The organism is Phyllobacterium sp. 628, from assembly GCF_014189505.1.
GTDB lineage: Bacteria > Pseudomonadota > Alphaproteobacteria > Rhizobiales > Rhizobiaceae > Phyllobacterium.
This window is the reverse complement of record NZ_CP050301.1, coordinates 791,054-806,219: the sequence shown is the minus strand read 5'-3', so window position 1 is coordinate 806,219 and position 15,166 is coordinate 791,054. Positions and strand designations below refer to the sequence as shown.

Sequence of the window (15,166 nt, the reverse complement as noted above, 5' to 3'; positions counted from 1 at the left end):
GATTTTTTGGATTGTGTTAACTTGTACACATTCGAACATGGATGTTGATATGACTGACACTACGATGACCATACGTATCAGTTCCGAGATGAAAGAGAAGCTCGGACGATTGGCGCATGACACAAGGCGCAGCAGATCTTTTCTCGCAGCCGAAGCGGTTACGGCCTATGTCGAACGGGAACTGGAAATTGTTGAAGGCATCCGGCGCGGCCTCGCAGCAACCAATGCCGAGGACTTCGTTTCGCACGATGATGCAATGGCTGAAATTTACGCCGACCTCCACAAAGCACAGAACGAAGCGTGACCCGGCAGGTCCGGTGGTTTCGTGAAGCTCTGGATGATCTCAAGCAACAGATTGCCTATATCGGAGTTGATAATCCGCGCGCTGCCCGTCTGGTTGCGGATCATATCCGAGATACAGGTATCGCGCTGGGCAAGATGGCAACCGGACGTCCCGGCCGTGTAACGGGTACCTACGAAAAAACCGTTGGACGCCTGCCCTATATCATCGCTTATGCCATCCAATCTGTACACAGCCGCGAAGTGATAACGATCCTGCGTGTCATCCACACCGCCAGAGACTGGCCGGATGACGAATGGCCTGAGAAATAAATTCACTGTCAGCTATGGAGTCGAGATCATGCTCCCACACTTGATCGTGCGACACACCTGCGCGATTGTCTGCGACGTCCCGCCCCGCCATTCAGGATTCCCCCAATGAAGCTCCTCTATCAGACACACTCGCCCTATGCTCGCAAAGTGCTGGTCGCCATTCATGAAAGCGGTCTCGCTGGTGAGGTCGAGGTCATCCATCACGAGACCAGCCCAACCCGCCGCAATGAGGATGTCTACGCGCTGAATCCGCTTGGCAAGGTACCGGTGCTGATTACCAGCGACGGCACGGCGATTTTTGATTCCACTGTCATCTGCGACTATATTGACGGCCTGCACGAGCGGGAAAAGCTCATTCCCGCCAATGGCGAGGCGCGATGGAATGCGCTGCGGCTGCAGACAATCGCGCAGGGTATGGCCGATTCCGGCATCGTAGTGAGATGGGAAACCGAGCGGCGGCCGGAAGAGTTGCGCTGGTCCGTAATGCGCGACGCACAATTGCAGAAGATCGAAGCTGCATGCGATTTTGTCGAGATGTCCGTCGATTTCGGCGGACCGCTCGATATCGGCAAAATCGCTCTTGGCACCACGCTAAGCTGGATCGCGTTTCGCAATGTCTATGCATTTGAAGTGGGACGGCCAAAACTTTCCGCATGGTACAACGCGTTTTGCGAGCGCCCCTCGATGCTGGCGACAACGCTGGCCGGAGAAACGCATGATTGAGGCAAAGCATCCGCATCAGGCCAAAAAGATGCGGGCCGAAAACGCGTAAACACGTGATACCCGGTTTGACTTGTTCCTGTCATCCGTTCTGTGTAAATGGATTCCTTCATGCGGGGTATTCGGGGGAACTCATGACATATGCTGTTTATCGGCGAGGAGCGGCAAGCCGTCCTCACATCACGCATGACAATGGATTTCTCGACAAGTTTGCCCGGCGCGCACCCACCACAAGCGACCGCATGCAATATGCGCAGTGGCGCGCCAAGCTGGAAGCAGGTGAAGCGATACAGGGTGTGCCGCTGGTACCGCATAACGCGCTTCCCGATGCCTTGGCGGCGTATCGGCATTTTCTCGATGGCAGCGGCACGGACCGCCAGTTCAGCTACGAGCGCTATGCCGCTAATGATCCTTCAGGGCAGGTGACACTGCAATCGGCCATTCTGGAAGCGATGAATGCAGCCTATGACGTTCACACGCTGAATTATCCCGGTATTGACGGCTCTTTCAGTTTTACCGGCAGCGCCATCGCCTGCGGCGGTACGAATGGTTATTTCCCCTATCCGAAAACCGAGAACTGGCAGAAAGCCATTGGCGCTCACCAGATATGGATCAGCGGCGATGTCGTGGCTAAGTGGAACGCGACAAAAAATGCTGCGGACTTTGAGGTGACCTTTACCATCCATGCCGAAGACCGGTACAATTTCAATCCAGGCGCCAAGGATATTGCCACCGGCATACCCGACGATGCCAATGGTGTCTTCGAAATCACCGGACTTGCCAAGCAGTACATGAATTACTCGACATTGACGCGCCATGCCACTTGGACAGGGAAGCCCCCGGCGGCATTCAGTGTTTCCATGGTGCCGTGGCTGCGTCAGCGCCAGCCATCGGACAATCGACGTGTCAGGAACGTTTTATGACGCTCCGCCGCACTGTCATTCTTTCCCTTTTTCTCACGCCCGTTTTCCTGTTCTCCGCGGCGTGCTCCAACAGCGAGGCCGAGATGGCGATAGACGTAAGCAATGATGCCGCAATCCTGGCAAAGTTCATTCAGCTCGACCCGAAGCCGATAGCTGTCAAATGGTCGGTCATCGAGAAGGGAAAAGATGAGATTTTCGGACCATCGGATTCCAGCCTGTTTGCCGTTCTTATCTATTCGGAGAACGACTTTGCAGCCGTCTCGGCCAGATTAGCCAATGGTGAAAAGCCGACCGCAGCCCAATTGGACAAGCTGCCGCAATGGCTGGCCGATGAGGCCGGCATATCAGGGTTCAAGACCAATACAGGATATGACTTCACCGGCAAGGCATTGTCGGCAGAGCCCTATCTCTCCAGCCCCTACAGTGACGGATTTGCCGTCGTTTTTGACAGCAGCAAAAGCGTGCTGGTTTACGGCTTTTCCCGATAAGAATGTCATAAGGGATTCTGCCGCAATACTTTGCGTAATCTGCGGCAAACCGGCAGGACTCGAAACCTCTGGTATTTTTTGCCGGCATCTTATATGAATGCACTTGTGGTGATTTGGCCGGCCGGCTTGCAGCCACGTTAAAAAACTCGCTAAATGGCCGCGTGCGGACCAGAAGCGATCTATTGTCTTTTTTTGGATGACCGCGATGCCTATCAAGATACCCGATACACTGCCCGCATTCGACGCCCTTGTGAACGAGGGTGTGCGTGTGATGACGGAGACAGCAGCTATCCGTCAGGATATTCGCCCGCTCCAGATCGGGCTGCTCAATCTCATGCCCAACAAAATCAAGACCGAGCTGCAGATGGCGCGCCTTCTCGGCGCTTCGCCGCTGCAGATCGAGCTTTCGCTCGTGCGTATCGGCAACCACAAGCCGAAGAATACGCCGGAAGATCATCTCTATGCTTTTTACGAGACATGGGAAACGGCAAAGCACCGCAAGTTCGACGGTTTCATCATCACCGGCACCCCTGTTGAAACGATCCCGTTCGAGGATGTCAGCTACTGGCAGGAAATGCAGGATATTCTGGAATGGACGCAGACCAACGTCCATTCGACCATGAATGTGTGCTGGGGCGCCATGGCGGCGCTGTACCATTTCCATGGTGTGCCGAAACATCAGTTGACAGAAAAGGCTTTTGGCGTTTACGGTCAGAAAATCCTCAAACCGTCATCGCCTTATCTCAATGGCTTTTCCGATGATTTTGCCATCCCTGTCTCGCGCTGGGCGCAGGTACAGGCGGCGGATGTTGCAGCATGTCCGGAACTGACATTGCTGGCGCATTCTGACGAAAAAGGCGTCTGTATTGCCGAAGACCCAAGATATCACCGGCTCTATGTGCTTGATCATCTCGAATATGATTCAACCTCGCTGGCGGATGAATATTTCCGCGATATCAAGGCTGACGTGCCGATCAAGCTGCCGTTCAACTATTTCCCGAGCGATGATACAACACAGGCGCCGCAGAACCGCTGGCGCTCGCACGCGCATCTGCTGCTGTCGAACTGGATCAACGAAATGTACCAGACAACGCCGTTCGACATGAGTTTGATCGGCAAGACCGGGCAGCAGGCTGATGTGCATCAACGCTTTGAGTCGGCACCAGCAGCAGAGTAAACGACAACCCAAATCTGGCACCCAACAAAACTTGCTCGGCATAGTGGACCCGCACGCGCTTATGCGCTCTGATGGCAGATCATTTGCCGCGTGTTGCGCACAACCTATGGAGCGGGTTGATGGACTGGCTGTTGTTTTCATCGGACGACCAAACGGACATTGATGATGCGCGCGTGCATTATGATGACGGTGATTTTTCCGCAGCACTGAAACTCTGGTCGCTGAAGGCTATGGATGGCGATCCCGCAGCACAGAACAATTTCGGTGTTCTCCATGCGCGCGGCGAAGGGGTGGAACAGGATTCTGCTGAAGCGGCCCAATGGTTCCGCAAAGCGGCGGCACAGGATCTTGCGACGGCACACTACAATCTCGGATTGATGACTGCGCGTGGAGAAGGCGTTCCGCGCGATAAGATTAAGGGCGCCGAATGGGTTCGCAAAGCCGCCCAGCTTGGCCATACAAAGGCGCAAGCAATCCTTGGACATTTATATGTGGCGGGGGATCAAGGCGTGCCGCTCGATCTGGCCGAAGCGGCCAAATGGTATCGCAAGGCAGCCAAACAGGGGCATGAGGGTGCAGCAAGAAGCCTGATAGAGCTGTATGCCGCCAACCCGGCACTCTCCATTCCAACGTCTGAACTGTTGGATTAGAACGGCAATCTGCTGGTGGATCATCTGACGATCCCGGGTGCCGCCGCCGCTGCAAACTACAGGCTTCGCCTCACGGCGTTTTGCGGAAGGCCCGGCCCGAAACAGAAATCGGGTTGTTGCAAGGGTCTTTCGCATTGGCAAAGACATAGCCGTCAGCTTTGTGCAAAGGGCCAAAGTGCAGCCCTTCCCCGGCGCAGCTGGTACAAAAGGCCTCAACGTCCTCAATATCGAAAACTAGCTTCACCAGAGACTGCCCGGCCTTCTGGGCTTTGCCGGCTTTGTGGACCATCAGATTGGCTCCGCCATCGGAGCTTACGAGTTCAACAATCCTGTCACCATCTTCGCGGTGCGGCACATAGCCGAAATACTTTGCATAGAAGCCGACAGTTTTCTCAACATCCTGCACGTAGAGCAATATTCTGTGGAGTGGCAAGCCGGTTTTCCTTCTGGCAGAAGCGACAATAGGTTGATGACTACGCCAGAAATGCTTACCCGAAAACAAAAAAGAATGGCGCCCTGCGACGCCATCCGGAACGTCGGGAATTATTCCCCAACCGGCAGGGCTTTCGCCAGAAAATCGATGACCAGACCAGCGACCTGCTCGTGGATGGCCTCGCGGTCACGCGTGCCGCCGTCCCTGCAAACAATGCCATCCCCTGGGGTTTCCTCTTCGATCATGACAGCGGCACCCGGCTTGCATATTCCCATGAAACTGAAATGCGTGGCGTCGGCAATCTCGATATAGCGGGAGGTGGTGGCGGGCAGATGCTGCGCGAGATAGCCGGATTCCAGCTTGGCAGGCAGACCGCCAATATCCGTGCCCGCCGCGATGGTGAGAACGGGCACTTTGACCGTGCCCAAACTTTCCGGTGTAAAACCGCGCGCAAGGCCAAGATCAAGCGAGATCACTGCACCAACGCGGGCATCGGCAAGACTGCCCTCCAGTTGCCCCTTTGTCGCCGCCTGATCAATGCCGAATTCCGCAGTCAGGGCGCAGGCACGCAGGCCAGGATTTGCCTGACATTCCCGAGCCATTTGCTCTGAACTGAAGCGTCCTCCGGCGATACCGGCAACCGTCCACCCACCGAGGGAATGGCCGATGGCGGCAATGCGGCCAGCCTGCACACCGCCGGTCAGGGCGGGGTCAGCAATCAACGCGTCGATCACACGGCTCAGATCATGCGGACGCTCCCACAGCCGCGCCGCTTCGGAGGGACGCCTGTCGAAAGTGGTGGTTCCCGGATGATCCGGTGCAGCCACGACATAACCCCGACGCACGAGTTCCCCCGCGAGCCAGTTCAGATTGCGCCACGTACCGCCATAGCCATGGGACATCACCACCAGCGGATGGGGACCCGGCAGGGTACGGGCGTCTTTGATGACGGACAGACCGGTAATTGCCGGATTGTCACCAACAATGGTTTGCGGACTGTCATCGGCCGCTGGATACCAGATTACTGCATGCAGCGGTCTTGTACCGCCGGGATCAGGCAGCGTGATTTCGCGAAAGCCAATCGCATCTGCCGCCTGCGCGATCGAAGCGGTCAAGCTGACGAAAAAGAGAATAGGGATGATGTATCTGCGCATTGCTGTCTCCGGCATGGGTTGAAGATCATGGGAGAATTTTCTGCGGCAAAGCGGCGGGACGTGCGACCTGAAACACAATCAAGGTCATAAATTGGGTAAAACCGTTGGCGCAAACAAAAGGGACGGCGCTTTGCAGCGCCGTCCCCGTTGGAAAGAGTGAGCAGAACTTACTTGTTCCAGCTCTTGACCAGCTCATCATAATTGATGGTCTGGGGCTTTTCCTTTTCCTTTTCGATCTTCAGCTGTGGCGCCAGATTGCCCTTCTTGACGGCATCGGCGTTCCAATAAGCCAGATCATGCTCTTCGGCCAGTTTCGGACCGATATCGCCCTGTACTCCCGACTTTTCGATGCGGCCCATGACTTTTTCCTGCTCGGCGCAGAGAGAATCCATGGCTGCCTGTGCCGTCTTGGCACCGGAAGAGGCATCGCCAACAGCCTGCCACCAAAGCTGTGCCAGCTTCGGATAATCAGGAACGTTGGTACCGGTTGGCGACCACTGAACGCGGGCTGGCGAGCGGTAGAACTCGATCAGACCACCGAGCTGCGGTGCGCGCTTGGTAAAGCTCTTGTCCTGGATGGTCGATTCACGGATGAAGGTCAGGCCAAGCTGGCTCTTCTTCACGTCAACCGTCTTCGAGGTGACGAACTGTGCGTAGAGCCAGGCGGCTTTGGCACGGTCGGTCGGTGTCGACTTCATCAGCGTCCAGGAACCCACGTCCTGATAGCCAAGCTTCATGCCGTCTTTCCAGTAGACGCCATGCGGGGACGGTGCCATGCGCCATTTCGGCGTGCCATCGTCGTTCATGACAGGAAGACCCGGCTTGACCATGTCGGCGGTGAAGGCAGTGTACCAGAAGATCTGCTGCGCGACGTTGCCCTGTGCCGGTACCGGACCGGATTCGGAGAAGGTCATGCCCTGGGCTTCCGGCGGCGCATAGGCCTTCAACCAGTCTAGATATTTCTGGATCGAGTAGACAGCAGCCGGACCGTTGGTATCGCCGCCACGGGCAACGCAGGAACCGACTGGCTGTGACTTCTCGTTGACCTTGATACCCCATTCGTCAACCGGCAAGCCGTTTGGCAGGCCCTTGTCGCCATTGCCGGCCATGGAAAGCCAGGCATCGGTGAAGCGCCAGCCGAGCGACGGATCTTTCTTGCCATAATCCATATGGCCGTAGACCTTCTTGCCGCCGACATCGCGGCCGGTGAAGAATTCAGCGATATCTTCATAGGCCGACCAGTTGACCGGAACGCCGAGTTCGTAGCCGTACTTCGCCTTGAAGTCAGCCTTGTTCTTGGCATCGTTGAACCAGTCATAACGGAACCAGTAGAGGTTGGCGAACTGCTGGTCGGGCAACTGATAGAGCTTCTTGTCCGGGGCAGTGGTAAACTTGGTGCCGATGAAATCATCCAGATCAAGACCCGGATTGGTGACATCCTTGCCTTCGCCCGCCATCCAATCAGTCAGATTGCGCACCTGCTGGTAGCGCCAATGGGTGCCGATCAGATCGCTGTCATTGACCCAGCCGTCATAGAGGTTCTGGCCGGTCTGCATCTGTGTCTGGATTTTTTCGACAACGTCACCTTCCTGGATAACGTCATGCGTTACCTTGATGCCGGTGATGGCGGTGAATGCCGGTGCAAGCACCTGCGATTCGTAGCTGTGCGTGGTCAGCGATTCCGAAACAACCTTGATTTCGAGATTGGTGAAAGGCTTGGCAGCATCGATGAACCACTGCATTTCCTTTTCCTGACCGGCACGGTCAAGCGTGGAAACGTCGCCAATTTCCTTGTCGAGGAATTTCTTGGCCTCATCCATTCCGGCATAGGCGGAGCCTGCGCCGAGCAACAGCGCCAGTGCTGTTGTTGTCGTCAATATTCGCGTTCGCATTGAAGTCCTCCCAGAGTTGCGACTGTTAAAGCCCCGGTTTTGCCGGAAGCCCTGTTTCAACATGGCGTTTTCCCCCGAACCCTTTCGAGGTTCCGGCGCCATATCATTCCTAAACGAAGCGGAATACGCCAATGGCGTAGACCACGGAGAGAGCCAAAGCCCACCACAGATTGGCACCAACAAGCCCCAACCAGGCGAGATGAATGAAAGCACTGCCGAGTAGCGACACGAACAGCCGGTCGCCGCGCGTGGTTTCAAAACGCAGGATGCCAACACGCGGATTGCCGCCGGGCGAGACATATTCCCAAACGGCCATGCCGACCAGCAAAGCGAGGATTGTCAGGAAAAACACCGCCGTCGGCAGCGTCCACGCCATCCATGAAAGGTTCATGATACTCTCCTTGAAGCCGGAGCGGTCAGTGCACCGCGCAGGTCTGCATAGGCCACGGTCTTCATCAGTCCCGCCAGATGGTGGAAGGCATGCCAGTGCGCAATACCCGATGGATCGCTCAGTTCGGCCTTCAAATCATTCCAGCCCTCTTCAACACTGGATTGCACCGGTTCAGGTCTTTCTTCGTTGAAGACATCGTGGAAATTCACCCGCCAATACACGTCTTTCTCCAGCGGTATATGTGAAACACCGCGCTCTTCCAGCGAGTCCAGCAGCCGGGTGGTTGCAGCCCTGAGTTCGGCAAGTGAAATGCTTTTCAGTTCTGCCATTACACGCTCTCCTGAGCGAAGCACTTGGCAACGGCTTTGCGCAGGACATATTCCCGCATGGTTATGCTGAGCATCAACGCCACCGATACCGTATAGATTGTCCAGACCAGATTTACGTTCATCACACCCTCCCCAGGGCAAAGCCCTTGGCAATGTAGTTGCGCACGAAGTAGATGACGATGGCGCCGGGGATCAGTGTCAGCACACCGGCAGCGGCGAGCAGGCCCCAATCCATGCCCGAGGCCGAGACCGTGCGCGTCATGGTTGCAGCGATCGGCTTGGCGTCGGTCGTCGTCAGCGTGCGGGCGATCAGCAGTTCCACCCACGAGAACATGAAGCAGAAGAATGCCGCCACGCCGATGCCACTGGCGATCATCGGAATGAAGATTTTCACGAAGAAGCGCGGGAACGAATAACCATCGATATAGGCGGTTTCGTCGATCTCTTTCGGCACGCCGGACATGAAACCTTCGAGGATCCACACGGCCAAAGGCACGTTGAACAGGCAGTGCGCCAGCGCAACGGCGATGTGCGTGTCGATCAGGCCGAAGGCGGAATAGAGCTGGAAGAATGGCAGGGCGAACACGGCGGGCGGCGCCATGCGATTGGTCAAAAGCCAGAAGAACAGGTGCTTGTCGCCAAGGAAGCGATAGCGCGAGAAGGCATAGGCCGCCGGCAGCGCCACCGTCACGGAGATCACCATGTTCATCACGACATAGATGATGGAATTGATATAGCCGTTATGCCATGCCGGATCGGTGAAGATGATGGTGTAATTGGCCAGCGTCGGATTCTGCGGCCACAGGGTGAAGCTGTTGAGGATTTCCTGGTTGGTTTTAAAGCTCATATTGACCAGCCAATAGATCGGCAGCAGCAGGAAGATGATGTAAAGCGTCGGGATCAGCCACCAGAACTTTGATTCATCGCCGCGCTTGCGCATGCGGCGTGCCAATGCCTTGTCGATCTTTGCCTGCTCAGGGTTGCCTGCAGTTGCAGTGCGCGGGAGCGTCGTGTTGTCGGCGGTCATCTCAGCGCTCCGCATCGTAGTTGGTCATGACCGTATAGAAGACCCATGACAGGAGAAGGATGATCAGGAAGTAGACGATGGACATGGCCGCAGCCGGACCAAGATCGAACTGACCGATAGCCACCTTCACCAGATCAATCGACAGGAAGGTGGTTGAATTGCCTGGCCCGCCGCCGGTGACGACGAAAGGCTCGGTGTAGATCATGAAGCTGTCCATGAAACGCAGCAGCACAGCAATCAGCAGCACGCGGTTCATCTTTGGCAGCTGGATATAGCGGAACACCGCCCAGCGCGATGCGCCGTCGATTTTTGCAGCCTGATAGAAGGCGTCCGGAATGGAAACGAGACCGGCATAGCACAGCAGCACGACAAGGCTGGTCCAATGCCAGACATCCATAAGGATGACCGTGAACCAGGCATGCATCGGGTTCTGCACATAATTATAATTGATGCCGAGGCTTTCCAGTGTGTGGCCAAGCAGGCCGATATCAACGCGGCCGAATACCTGCCAGATGGTGCCGACCACATTCCACGGAATGAGCAGCGGCAGTGCCATCAACACGAGGCAAACCGGAACGCCGAGGCCCTTGCGCGGCATATTGAGCGCAATGATGATGCCAAGCGGCACTTCAATGGCGAGAATAATGAGCGAGAAGACGAGATTGCGGATCAGCGCCGAATGAAAGCGCTCCGACTGCAGGATTTCCGTGAACCACTCCGTGCCGGCCCAGAAGAACTGATTGTTGCCGAACGTATCCTGCACCGAATAATTGACCACGGTCATCAGTGGGATGACAGCGGAGAAAGCCACCAGCAGCAGGACGGGCAGAACCATGAACCAGGCTTTGTTGTTCCAAGTCTTTTCCATGGGTCAGTTCCCCCGACGCGCCAGGAATCGGCGTAAATGTTGATGCCCTTCGGATCGAAGGCAATATGCGGATCGGCTGGAATGGCTTCGCCCTCGCCGACGATGACGGCGATGTCCTGATTTTCCAGCCTGGTGCGCACGATCTTGTGGCGGCCAATATCTTCGACCTTGGCGATCTGTACAGGCATGCCCTCGCGGCCGAGCCGCACATATTCCGGGCGGATACCAAGCTCGAGCTTTTTGGCACCGGCTGGCGTTGCCGGCGCCGGCAGGCTGATCTTGTGGCTGCCGACCTGCGCGATATCGCCTGACAGCTGTACCGGCATGACATTCATGCCGGGCGAACCGATGAAATAGCCGACGAATGTATGCTTGGGGCGCTCGAACAGTTCTTCCGGCGTGCCGATCTGCACGATCTCGCCATCATACATGACGACAACCTTCTGGGCGAAGGTCAGGGCTTCGGTCTGATCATGCGTGACATAGACCATGGTGTAGCCAAACCGCTGATGCAGCTGCTTTAGCTGCGAGCGCAGCACCCATTTCATATGCGGATCGATCACCGTCAGCGGCTCATCGAACAGGATGGCATTGACGTCGGAGCGGACAAGACCGCGGCCAAGCGAAATCTTCTGTTTCTGGTCGGCCGTTAGCCCGCGCGCCTTCTTGCCCGACCAGCTGGCGAGATCGATCATCTCCAGCGTCTCGCGCACCTTGCGGTCAATCTCGGCTTCCGGCACGCCGCGATTGCGCAGCGGAAAAGCCAGATTGTCATAAACGGTCATAGTGTCGTAAATCACCGGGAACTGGAACACCTGCGCGATGTTGCGTTCCTGCGTCGACAGATTGGTGACATCCTGCCCGCTGAACAGCAATTGCCCATGCGAGGGATGAATCAGGCCGGAAATGATATTAAGCAGCGTGGTCTTGCCGCACCCGGATGGACCAAGCAGCGCATAGGCGCCGCCATCTTCCCAGGAATGGTGCACCTCACGCAGGGCATAGTCCTTATCCGACTTCGGATTGGGACCGTAGGCGTGACGAATGTGATTGAGATCGATACGCGCCATGATGTTCCCCTATGCCGCGAGCTTCTGACGGCCAACGGATTGACCGCTTGCGTCGAAGATCATCAGGTTGCGCGGATCGATGAAGATGTCGATGACTTCATCGGGTGTGTAAACGTGAATGCCATGGGTGAGCATGGTCCAGCGCGCATCGGCGAAGGACAAATGCACAAAGCTTTCCGAGCCGGTAATCTCAGTGGCCGTCACAATGGCCTTCAATGCGATCTCGTCCGGATTTTTGCGGCTGGTGCCGACGTGATGCGGCTGGAAGCCGACCGTATAGGTGCCATCGGCAATGTCGCCGAGATTGGCAGGAACCGGCATGGCCACGCCGCCTTCCAGCTGGAATGCCTTGCCGATCTTGGCCAACGCAATGGTGTTGAGCGGCGGATCGGCAAAGGTCTGCGCAGTGATCAGATCATCCGGCTTGCGGAAGACATCGATGGTCTGGCCGAACTGGGTGATGCGGCCTTCCGACAGGGTGGCGCTGTTGCCGCCCAGCAGCAAAGCCTCATGCGGCTCGGTCGTGGCATAGACGAAGATCGTCCCGGCTTCGGCGAAAATCTTCGGCAGTTCCTGCCGCAACTCCTCACGCAGCTTGTAATCGAGATTGGCCAGCGGCTCATCGAGCAGCACCAGCTTGGCATTCTTGACGATGGCGCGGGCAAGCGCCGTGCGCTGCTGCTGACCGCCGGACAGGCTAAGCGGTGTGCGGTCGAGATAGGGTGTCAGCTTCAAAAGCTCGGCAGCCTTGCGCACTTCCCGGTCAATCGTCGCCTTGTCCACACCGGCGACCCGCATGGGCGAAGCAATGTTCTCATAGACCGTGAAAGCCGGATAATTGATGAACTGCTGGTAGACCATGGCAACGGAGCGCTTTTGCACCGGAATGCCGGTAACATCCTTGCCGTCGAACCAGATGGAGCCAGATGTAGGGACATCGAGCCCCGCCATGATGCGCATCAGACTGGTCTTGCCGGACAATGTCGGTCCGAGCAGCACATTCAGCGTGGCATGCTGCAGCTCAAGCGAAATATCGCTGAGATGGGTCTTGCCACCCACCACCTTCGAAACATTCCGCAGTTCAAGCATCTCAGTCCTCCCAGAGACAACAGACATCCAGTCCTGTCGTCCCACCCTTCCCGTTCATCCACTGCACCACAAAGCGGTGCAATGCTCATTCAGTACCGCCGCAGCGGTACCATACCTATTCAGCAGCATCCTTGCGGCGCCGGTCAACTGCCCCGTCCATGAAATGGTCAAGTGCAGCCGCTTCACCGGCAGACAGATGCAATCCCATTTTGGTACGGCGCCACAAAACATCCTGCGCCGTCACCGCCCATTCATGCGCAATCTGGTAGCGCACTTCCGCTTCATAAAGATCCGCACCGAAATGCTGGCCTAGATCAGCTAGCGATGCTGCCTTGCCCAGAAGCACACGTGCCTTGGTGCCGTAAAGCCGGAACAGCCGAAGCGCGTGGCGGGCATCGAGGAATGGATAATCCGCTTTCAGCTTCTGCAATTCGGCATCGAATGCAGTGGCGGCAAAATCACCGCCCGGCAGCGTGCCGGTGGCCGTCCAGGGCTTGCCCTTCTTGCCGAGCTGTTCCTCGATCTTTTCCAGCATATGTTCCGACAGTCGGCGATATGTCGTGATCTTGCCGCCGAAAATGTTGAGAAGCGGCGCCTTGCCATCCGGCGCGTCGGTTTTCAGCACGTAGTCGCGGGTGGCTTCCTGCGCCTTCGATGCACCGTCATCATAGAGCGGGCGCACACCGGAATAGGTCCAGACCACATCCTCGCGCTTTACCGGCTCGACAAAATATTCGCTGGCGGCGGCACAAAGGTAATCCACCTCTGCATCGGTGATTTTTACCTCCGCCGGATTGCCATGATAATCCTGATCCGTCGTGCCGATCAGAGTGAAATCCTGCTCATAGGGAATGGCGAAGATGATGCGTCCATCGGTATTCTGGAAGAAATAGGCACGCGGATCGTCGAACTTTTTGCGGACAACGATATGGCTGCCCTGCACCAGCCGGACGTTGTGCGCATCATTGACGCCGACAACGCCGGTCAGGACTTCATCCACCCAGGGCCCGGCAGCATTGACGACGAGGCGCGAGCGCACCTCTTCGGTTGCGCCCGTCAGCATATCCTCAATGGTCAGCGTCCAGCCATCCGCATCGCGGCGGGCGCTCGTTACTTTCGAGCGGGTGCGGATAACGGCACCGCGATCGGCGGCATCGCGCGCATTGAGCGCGACGAAACGCGCATCGTTGACCCAGCAATCGGAATATTCAAAAGCTTTGGTATAGAGCGATTTCAGCGGCTTGGCGGCGGGATCGCGCGTCATATCCAGTGTTCGCGTGGCCGGCAGTTTCTTGCGCCCGCCAATATGATCGTAGAGGAACAGGCCGAGACGCAGCAGCCAGGCCGGACGCAGGCCCGCATGGTGCGGCAGGACGAAACGCATTGGCCAGATGATATGCGGTGCGGCGGCCCAGAGCACTTCGCGCTCCATCAGCGATTCACGCACCAGACGGAATTCATAATATTCGAGGTAACGCAGGCCGCCATGGATCAGCTTGGTGGAACCGGACGACGTACCGCTGGCAAGATCGTTCATTTCGGCAAGGAAAACCGAATAGCCACGCCCAATCGCATCACGAGCGATACCGCATCCATTGATGCCGCCGCCGATCACGAAGACGTCGTAGATCTTGTCCGTTGCCAATGCCCTTGCTCCCCATTTCGCAACGCACCATTTCTTCGCAATTGCGAAAGATATATGACGGAATTACGAAAGCAATACGAAACTAAAAGGAACTATATCGCGCATTGGAGAATGGCACAAGAGGGGTGGGGATAGGGGAATTGGGGCGTGGGAGAGGTGATGTTTGCCAAGGATGCTAAGGGGTGCGCGGAACTGTGCCTGTCCTGAAATTCTTGGCGGAGAAGCGAGCCGTCCACCGGGCATTGCCATCCCAAAATGGAGGTTATCGGGTTACTATCCGGCTGGAATTGAGGCCCGAGCCCAGCCTTCAGAGGCTTAAAGCCACTCTTGCTTAAGGCGAAACATCCCCCCACCCCGGACCTTCGGTCCGACCCTCCCCACATTGGGGGAGGGTAAGAGCGGCATCAACGAACGGTGCGCGATTCGTTCTTAGACGAGCTCAAGAGGTCGCCATGAGGAATTGGGTTGAGGCGGAACAGGTTATGTGCGCCAGAAGAAAGATGAACCATCGGTACCGGGCACATTCCACACTCGCTCATCACAATCCGCGACCACGTTGCCTCATGCGAAAGAGCGCCATCCCCGACGCTGTGCAGAGTTCCTCCCCACCTGCGGGGAGAGCAAGGTGGCACCGCCTGGTCGTATTTGCCGCCGGCAAACCGCTATCAGCCGATCCCTTTCCCTCCAACCAAGCAACC

At 56.7% G+C, this 15,166-nt stretch carries 17 protein-coding genes, 1 pseudogene and 1 riboswitch; of the genes and pseudogenes, 7 read left to right on the top strand and 11 right to left on the bottom strand.

Annotated elements, in window-relative coordinates; genetic code table 11:
- Positions 1 to 49: 49 nt before the first annotated feature.
- The 7 genes from HB779_RS05515 to HB779_RS05485 all read left to right on the top strand — a co-directional run bounded on the left by HB779_RS05515 (position 50) and on the right by HB779_RS05485 (position 4,570).
- A complete protein-coding gene (locus tag HB779_RS05515) occupies positions 50 to 304 on the top strand; it encodes a CopG family ribbon-helix-helix protein (protein ID WP_188344778.1) in 255 nt (84 codons plus the stop codon).
- The gene (locus HB779_RS05510) at positions 301 to 612 is read left to right on the top strand and encodes a type II toxin-antitoxin system RelE/ParE family toxin (protein ID WP_188344777.1); all 312 of its coding nucleotides are present in this window, start codon (positions 301 to 303) and stop codon (positions 610 to 612) included. Before HB779_RS05515 ends, HB779_RS05510 begins: the two co-directional genes overlap by 4 nt.
- A 105-nt stretch (positions 613 to 717) precedes the next feature.
- The gene (locus HB779_RS05505) at positions 718 to 1,335 is read left to right on the top strand and encodes a glutathione S-transferase family protein (protein ID WP_188344776.1); all 618 of its coding nucleotides are present in this window, start codon (positions 718 to 720) and stop codon (positions 1,333 to 1,335) included.
- Between the two features lie 131 nt (positions 1,336 to 1,466).
- Entirely contained in the window at positions 1,467 to 2,255 is a 789-nt protein-coding gene (locus HB779_RS05500; protein WP_188344775.1) for a hypothetical protein, read from the top strand.
- Positions 2,252 to 2,743: a hypothetical protein gene (locus tag HB779_RS05495; RefSeq protein ID WP_188344774.1), complete on the top strand. Its 492-nt coding sequence runs from the start codon at positions 2,252 to 2,254 to the stop codon at positions 2,741 to 2,743. The genes HB779_RS05500 and HB779_RS05495 overlap by 4 nt, the downstream gene beginning before the upstream one ends.
- 95 nt (positions 2,744 to 2,838) lie before the next feature.
- Positions 2,839 to 2,916, top strand: a riboswitch (SAM riboswitch).
- A gap of 32 nt (positions 2,917 to 2,948) precedes the next feature.
- Positions 2,949 to 3,920: a homoserine O-succinyltransferase gene (gene metA / locus HB779_RS05490; RefSeq protein ID WP_188344773.1), complete on the top strand. Its 972-nt coding sequence runs from the start codon at positions 2,949 to 2,951 to the stop codon at positions 3,918 to 3,920.
- A 119-nt stretch (positions 3,921 to 4,039) separates the two neighbouring features.
- Positions 4,040 to 4,570 (top strand): tetratricopeptide repeat protein, encoded by a 531-nt coding sequence (locus tag HB779_RS05485; protein ID WP_188344772.1) that lies wholly within the window; start codon positions 4,040 to 4,042, stop codon positions 4,568 to 4,570.
- Positions 4,571 to 4,640: 70 nt separating this feature from the next.
- Here HB779_RS05485 and HB779_RS05480 read toward each other — a convergent pair whose 3' ends face one another.
- The 11 genes and pseudogenes from HB779_RS05480 to glpD all read right to left on the bottom strand — a co-directional run bounded on the left by HB779_RS05480 (position 4,641) and on the right by glpD (position 14,468).
- Positions 4,641 to 5,003, bottom strand: coding sequence for a VOC family protein (locus tag HB779_RS05480; protein ID WP_188344771.1), 363 nt, complete (start codon positions 5,001 to 5,003; stop codon positions 4,641 to 4,643).
- A 110-nt stretch (positions 5,004 to 5,113) separates the two neighbouring features.
- The gene (locus HB779_RS05475; protein WP_210302606.1) at positions 5,114 to 6,157 is read right to left on the bottom strand and encodes an alpha/beta fold hydrolase; all 1,044 of its coding nucleotides are present in this window, start codon (positions 6,155 to 6,157) and stop codon (positions 5,114 to 5,116) included.
- A gap of 167 nt (positions 6,158 to 6,324) precedes the next feature.
- Complete coding sequence (locus HB779_RS05470) at positions 6,325 to 8,049, bottom strand: ABC transporter substrate-binding protein (protein ID WP_188344769.1); 1,725 nt, start codon at positions 8,047 to 8,049, stop codon at positions 6,325 to 6,327.
- Positions 8,050 to 8,158: 109 nt separating this feature from the next.
- Complete coding sequence (locus HB779_RS05465) at positions 8,159 to 8,440, bottom strand: DUF2160 domain-containing protein (RefSeq protein WP_188344768.1); 282 nt, start codon at positions 8,438 to 8,440, stop codon at positions 8,159 to 8,161.
- Positions 8,437 to 8,769: a hypothetical protein gene (locus HB779_RS05460; RefSeq protein ID WP_188344767.1), complete on the bottom strand. Its 333-nt coding sequence runs from the start codon at positions 8,767 to 8,769 to the stop codon at positions 8,437 to 8,439. The genes HB779_RS05465 and HB779_RS05460 overlap by 4 nt, the downstream gene beginning before the upstream one ends.
- The gene (locus HB779_RS25560) at positions 8,769 to 8,891 is read right to left on the bottom strand and encodes a hypothetical protein (RefSeq protein ID WP_256440629.1); all 123 of its coding nucleotides are present in this window, start codon (positions 8,889 to 8,891) and stop codon (positions 8,769 to 8,771) included. Before HB779_RS25560 ends, HB779_RS05460 begins: the two co-directional genes overlap by 1 nt.
- Positions 8,891 to 9,709, bottom strand: coding sequence for a carbohydrate ABC transporter permease (locus HB779_RS05455; protein WP_188345787.1), 819 nt, complete (start codon positions 9,707 to 9,709; stop codon positions 8,891 to 8,893). The genes HB779_RS25560 and HB779_RS05455 overlap by 1 nt, the downstream gene beginning before the upstream one ends.
- Before the next feature lie 88 nt (positions 9,710 to 9,797).
- On the bottom strand, positions 9,798 to 10,664 hold the full coding sequence (locus HB779_RS05450) for a carbohydrate ABC transporter permease (RefSeq protein WP_188344766.1): 867 nt from the start codon (positions 10,662 to 10,664) through the stop codon (positions 9,798 to 9,800).
- 17 nt (positions 10,665 to 10,681) lie between these two features.
- Positions 10,682 to 11,734 (bottom strand): annotated as a pseudogene (locus tag HB779_RS05445) (ABC transporter ATP-binding protein); the annotation flags it as partial.
- A gap of 9 nt (positions 11,735 to 11,743) precedes the next feature.
- On the bottom strand, positions 11,744 to 12,823 hold the full coding sequence (locus tag HB779_RS05440; protein WP_188344765.1) for an ABC transporter ATP-binding protein: 1,080 nt from the start codon (positions 12,821 to 12,823) through the stop codon (positions 11,744 to 11,746).
- A gap of 115 nt (positions 12,824 to 12,938) precedes the next feature.
- Entirely contained in the window at positions 12,939 to 14,468 is a 1,530-nt protein-coding gene (gene glpD / locus HB779_RS05435) for a glycerol-3-phosphate dehydrogenase (protein ID WP_188344764.1), read from the bottom strand.
- Positions 14,469 to 15,166: the final 698 nt, after the last annotated feature.

Bases quoted from the DNA above. Each gene is read 5' to 3' on its own strand.
- HB779_RS05515 (WP_188344778.1), top strand. From the start codon at position 50: ATGACTGACACTACGATGACCATACGTATCAGTTCCGAGATGAAAGAG.
- HB779_RS05505 (WP_188344776.1), top strand. From the start codon at position 718: ATGAAGCTCCTCTATCAGACACACTCGCCCTATGCTCGCAAAGTGCTG.
- HB779_RS05500 (WP_188344775.1), top strand. From the start codon at position 1,467: ATGACATATGCTGTTTATCGGCGAGGAGCGGCAAGCCGTCCTCACATC.
- HB779_RS05495 (WP_188344774.1), top strand. From the start codon at position 2,252: ATGACGCTCCGCCGCACTGTCATTCTTTCCCTTTTTCTCACGCCCGTT.
- metA (WP_188344773.1), top strand. From the start codon at position 2,949: ATGCCTATCAAGATACCCGATACACTGCCCGCATTCGACGCCCTTGTG.
- HB779_RS05485 (WP_188344772.1), top strand. From the start codon at position 4,040: ATGGACTGGCTGTTGTTTTCATCGGACGACCAAACGGACATTGATGAT.
- HB779_RS05475 (WP_210302606.1), bottom strand. From the start codon at position 6,157: ATGCGCAGATACATCATCCCTATTCTCTTTTTCGTCAGCTTGACCGCT.
- HB779_RS05470 (WP_188344769.1), bottom strand. From the start codon at position 8,049: ATGCGAACGCGAATATTGACGACAACAACAGCACTGGCGCTGTTGCTC.
- HB779_RS05465 (WP_188344768.1), bottom strand. From the start codon at position 8,440: ATGAACCTTTCATGGATGGCGTGGACGCTGCCGACGGCGGTGTTTTTC.
- HB779_RS05460 (WP_188344767.1), bottom strand. From the start codon at position 8,769: ATGGCAGAACTGAAAAGCATTTCACTTGCCGAACTCAGGGCTGCAACC.
- HB779_RS25560 (WP_256440629.1), bottom strand. From the start codon at position 8,891: ATGAACGTAAATCTGGTCTGGACAATCTATACGGTATCGGTGGCGTTG.
- HB779_RS05455 (WP_188345787.1), bottom strand. From the start codon at position 9,709: ATGCGCAAGCGCGGCGATGAATCAAAGTTCTGGTGGCTGATCCCGACG.
- HB779_RS05450 (WP_188344766.1), bottom strand. From the start codon at position 10,664: ATGGAAAAGACTTGGAACAACAAAGCCTGGTTCATGGTTCTGCCCGTC.
- HB779_RS05440 (WP_188344765.1), bottom strand. From the start codon at position 12,823: ATGCTTGAACTGCGGAATGTTTCGAAGGTGGTGGGTGGCAAGACCCAT.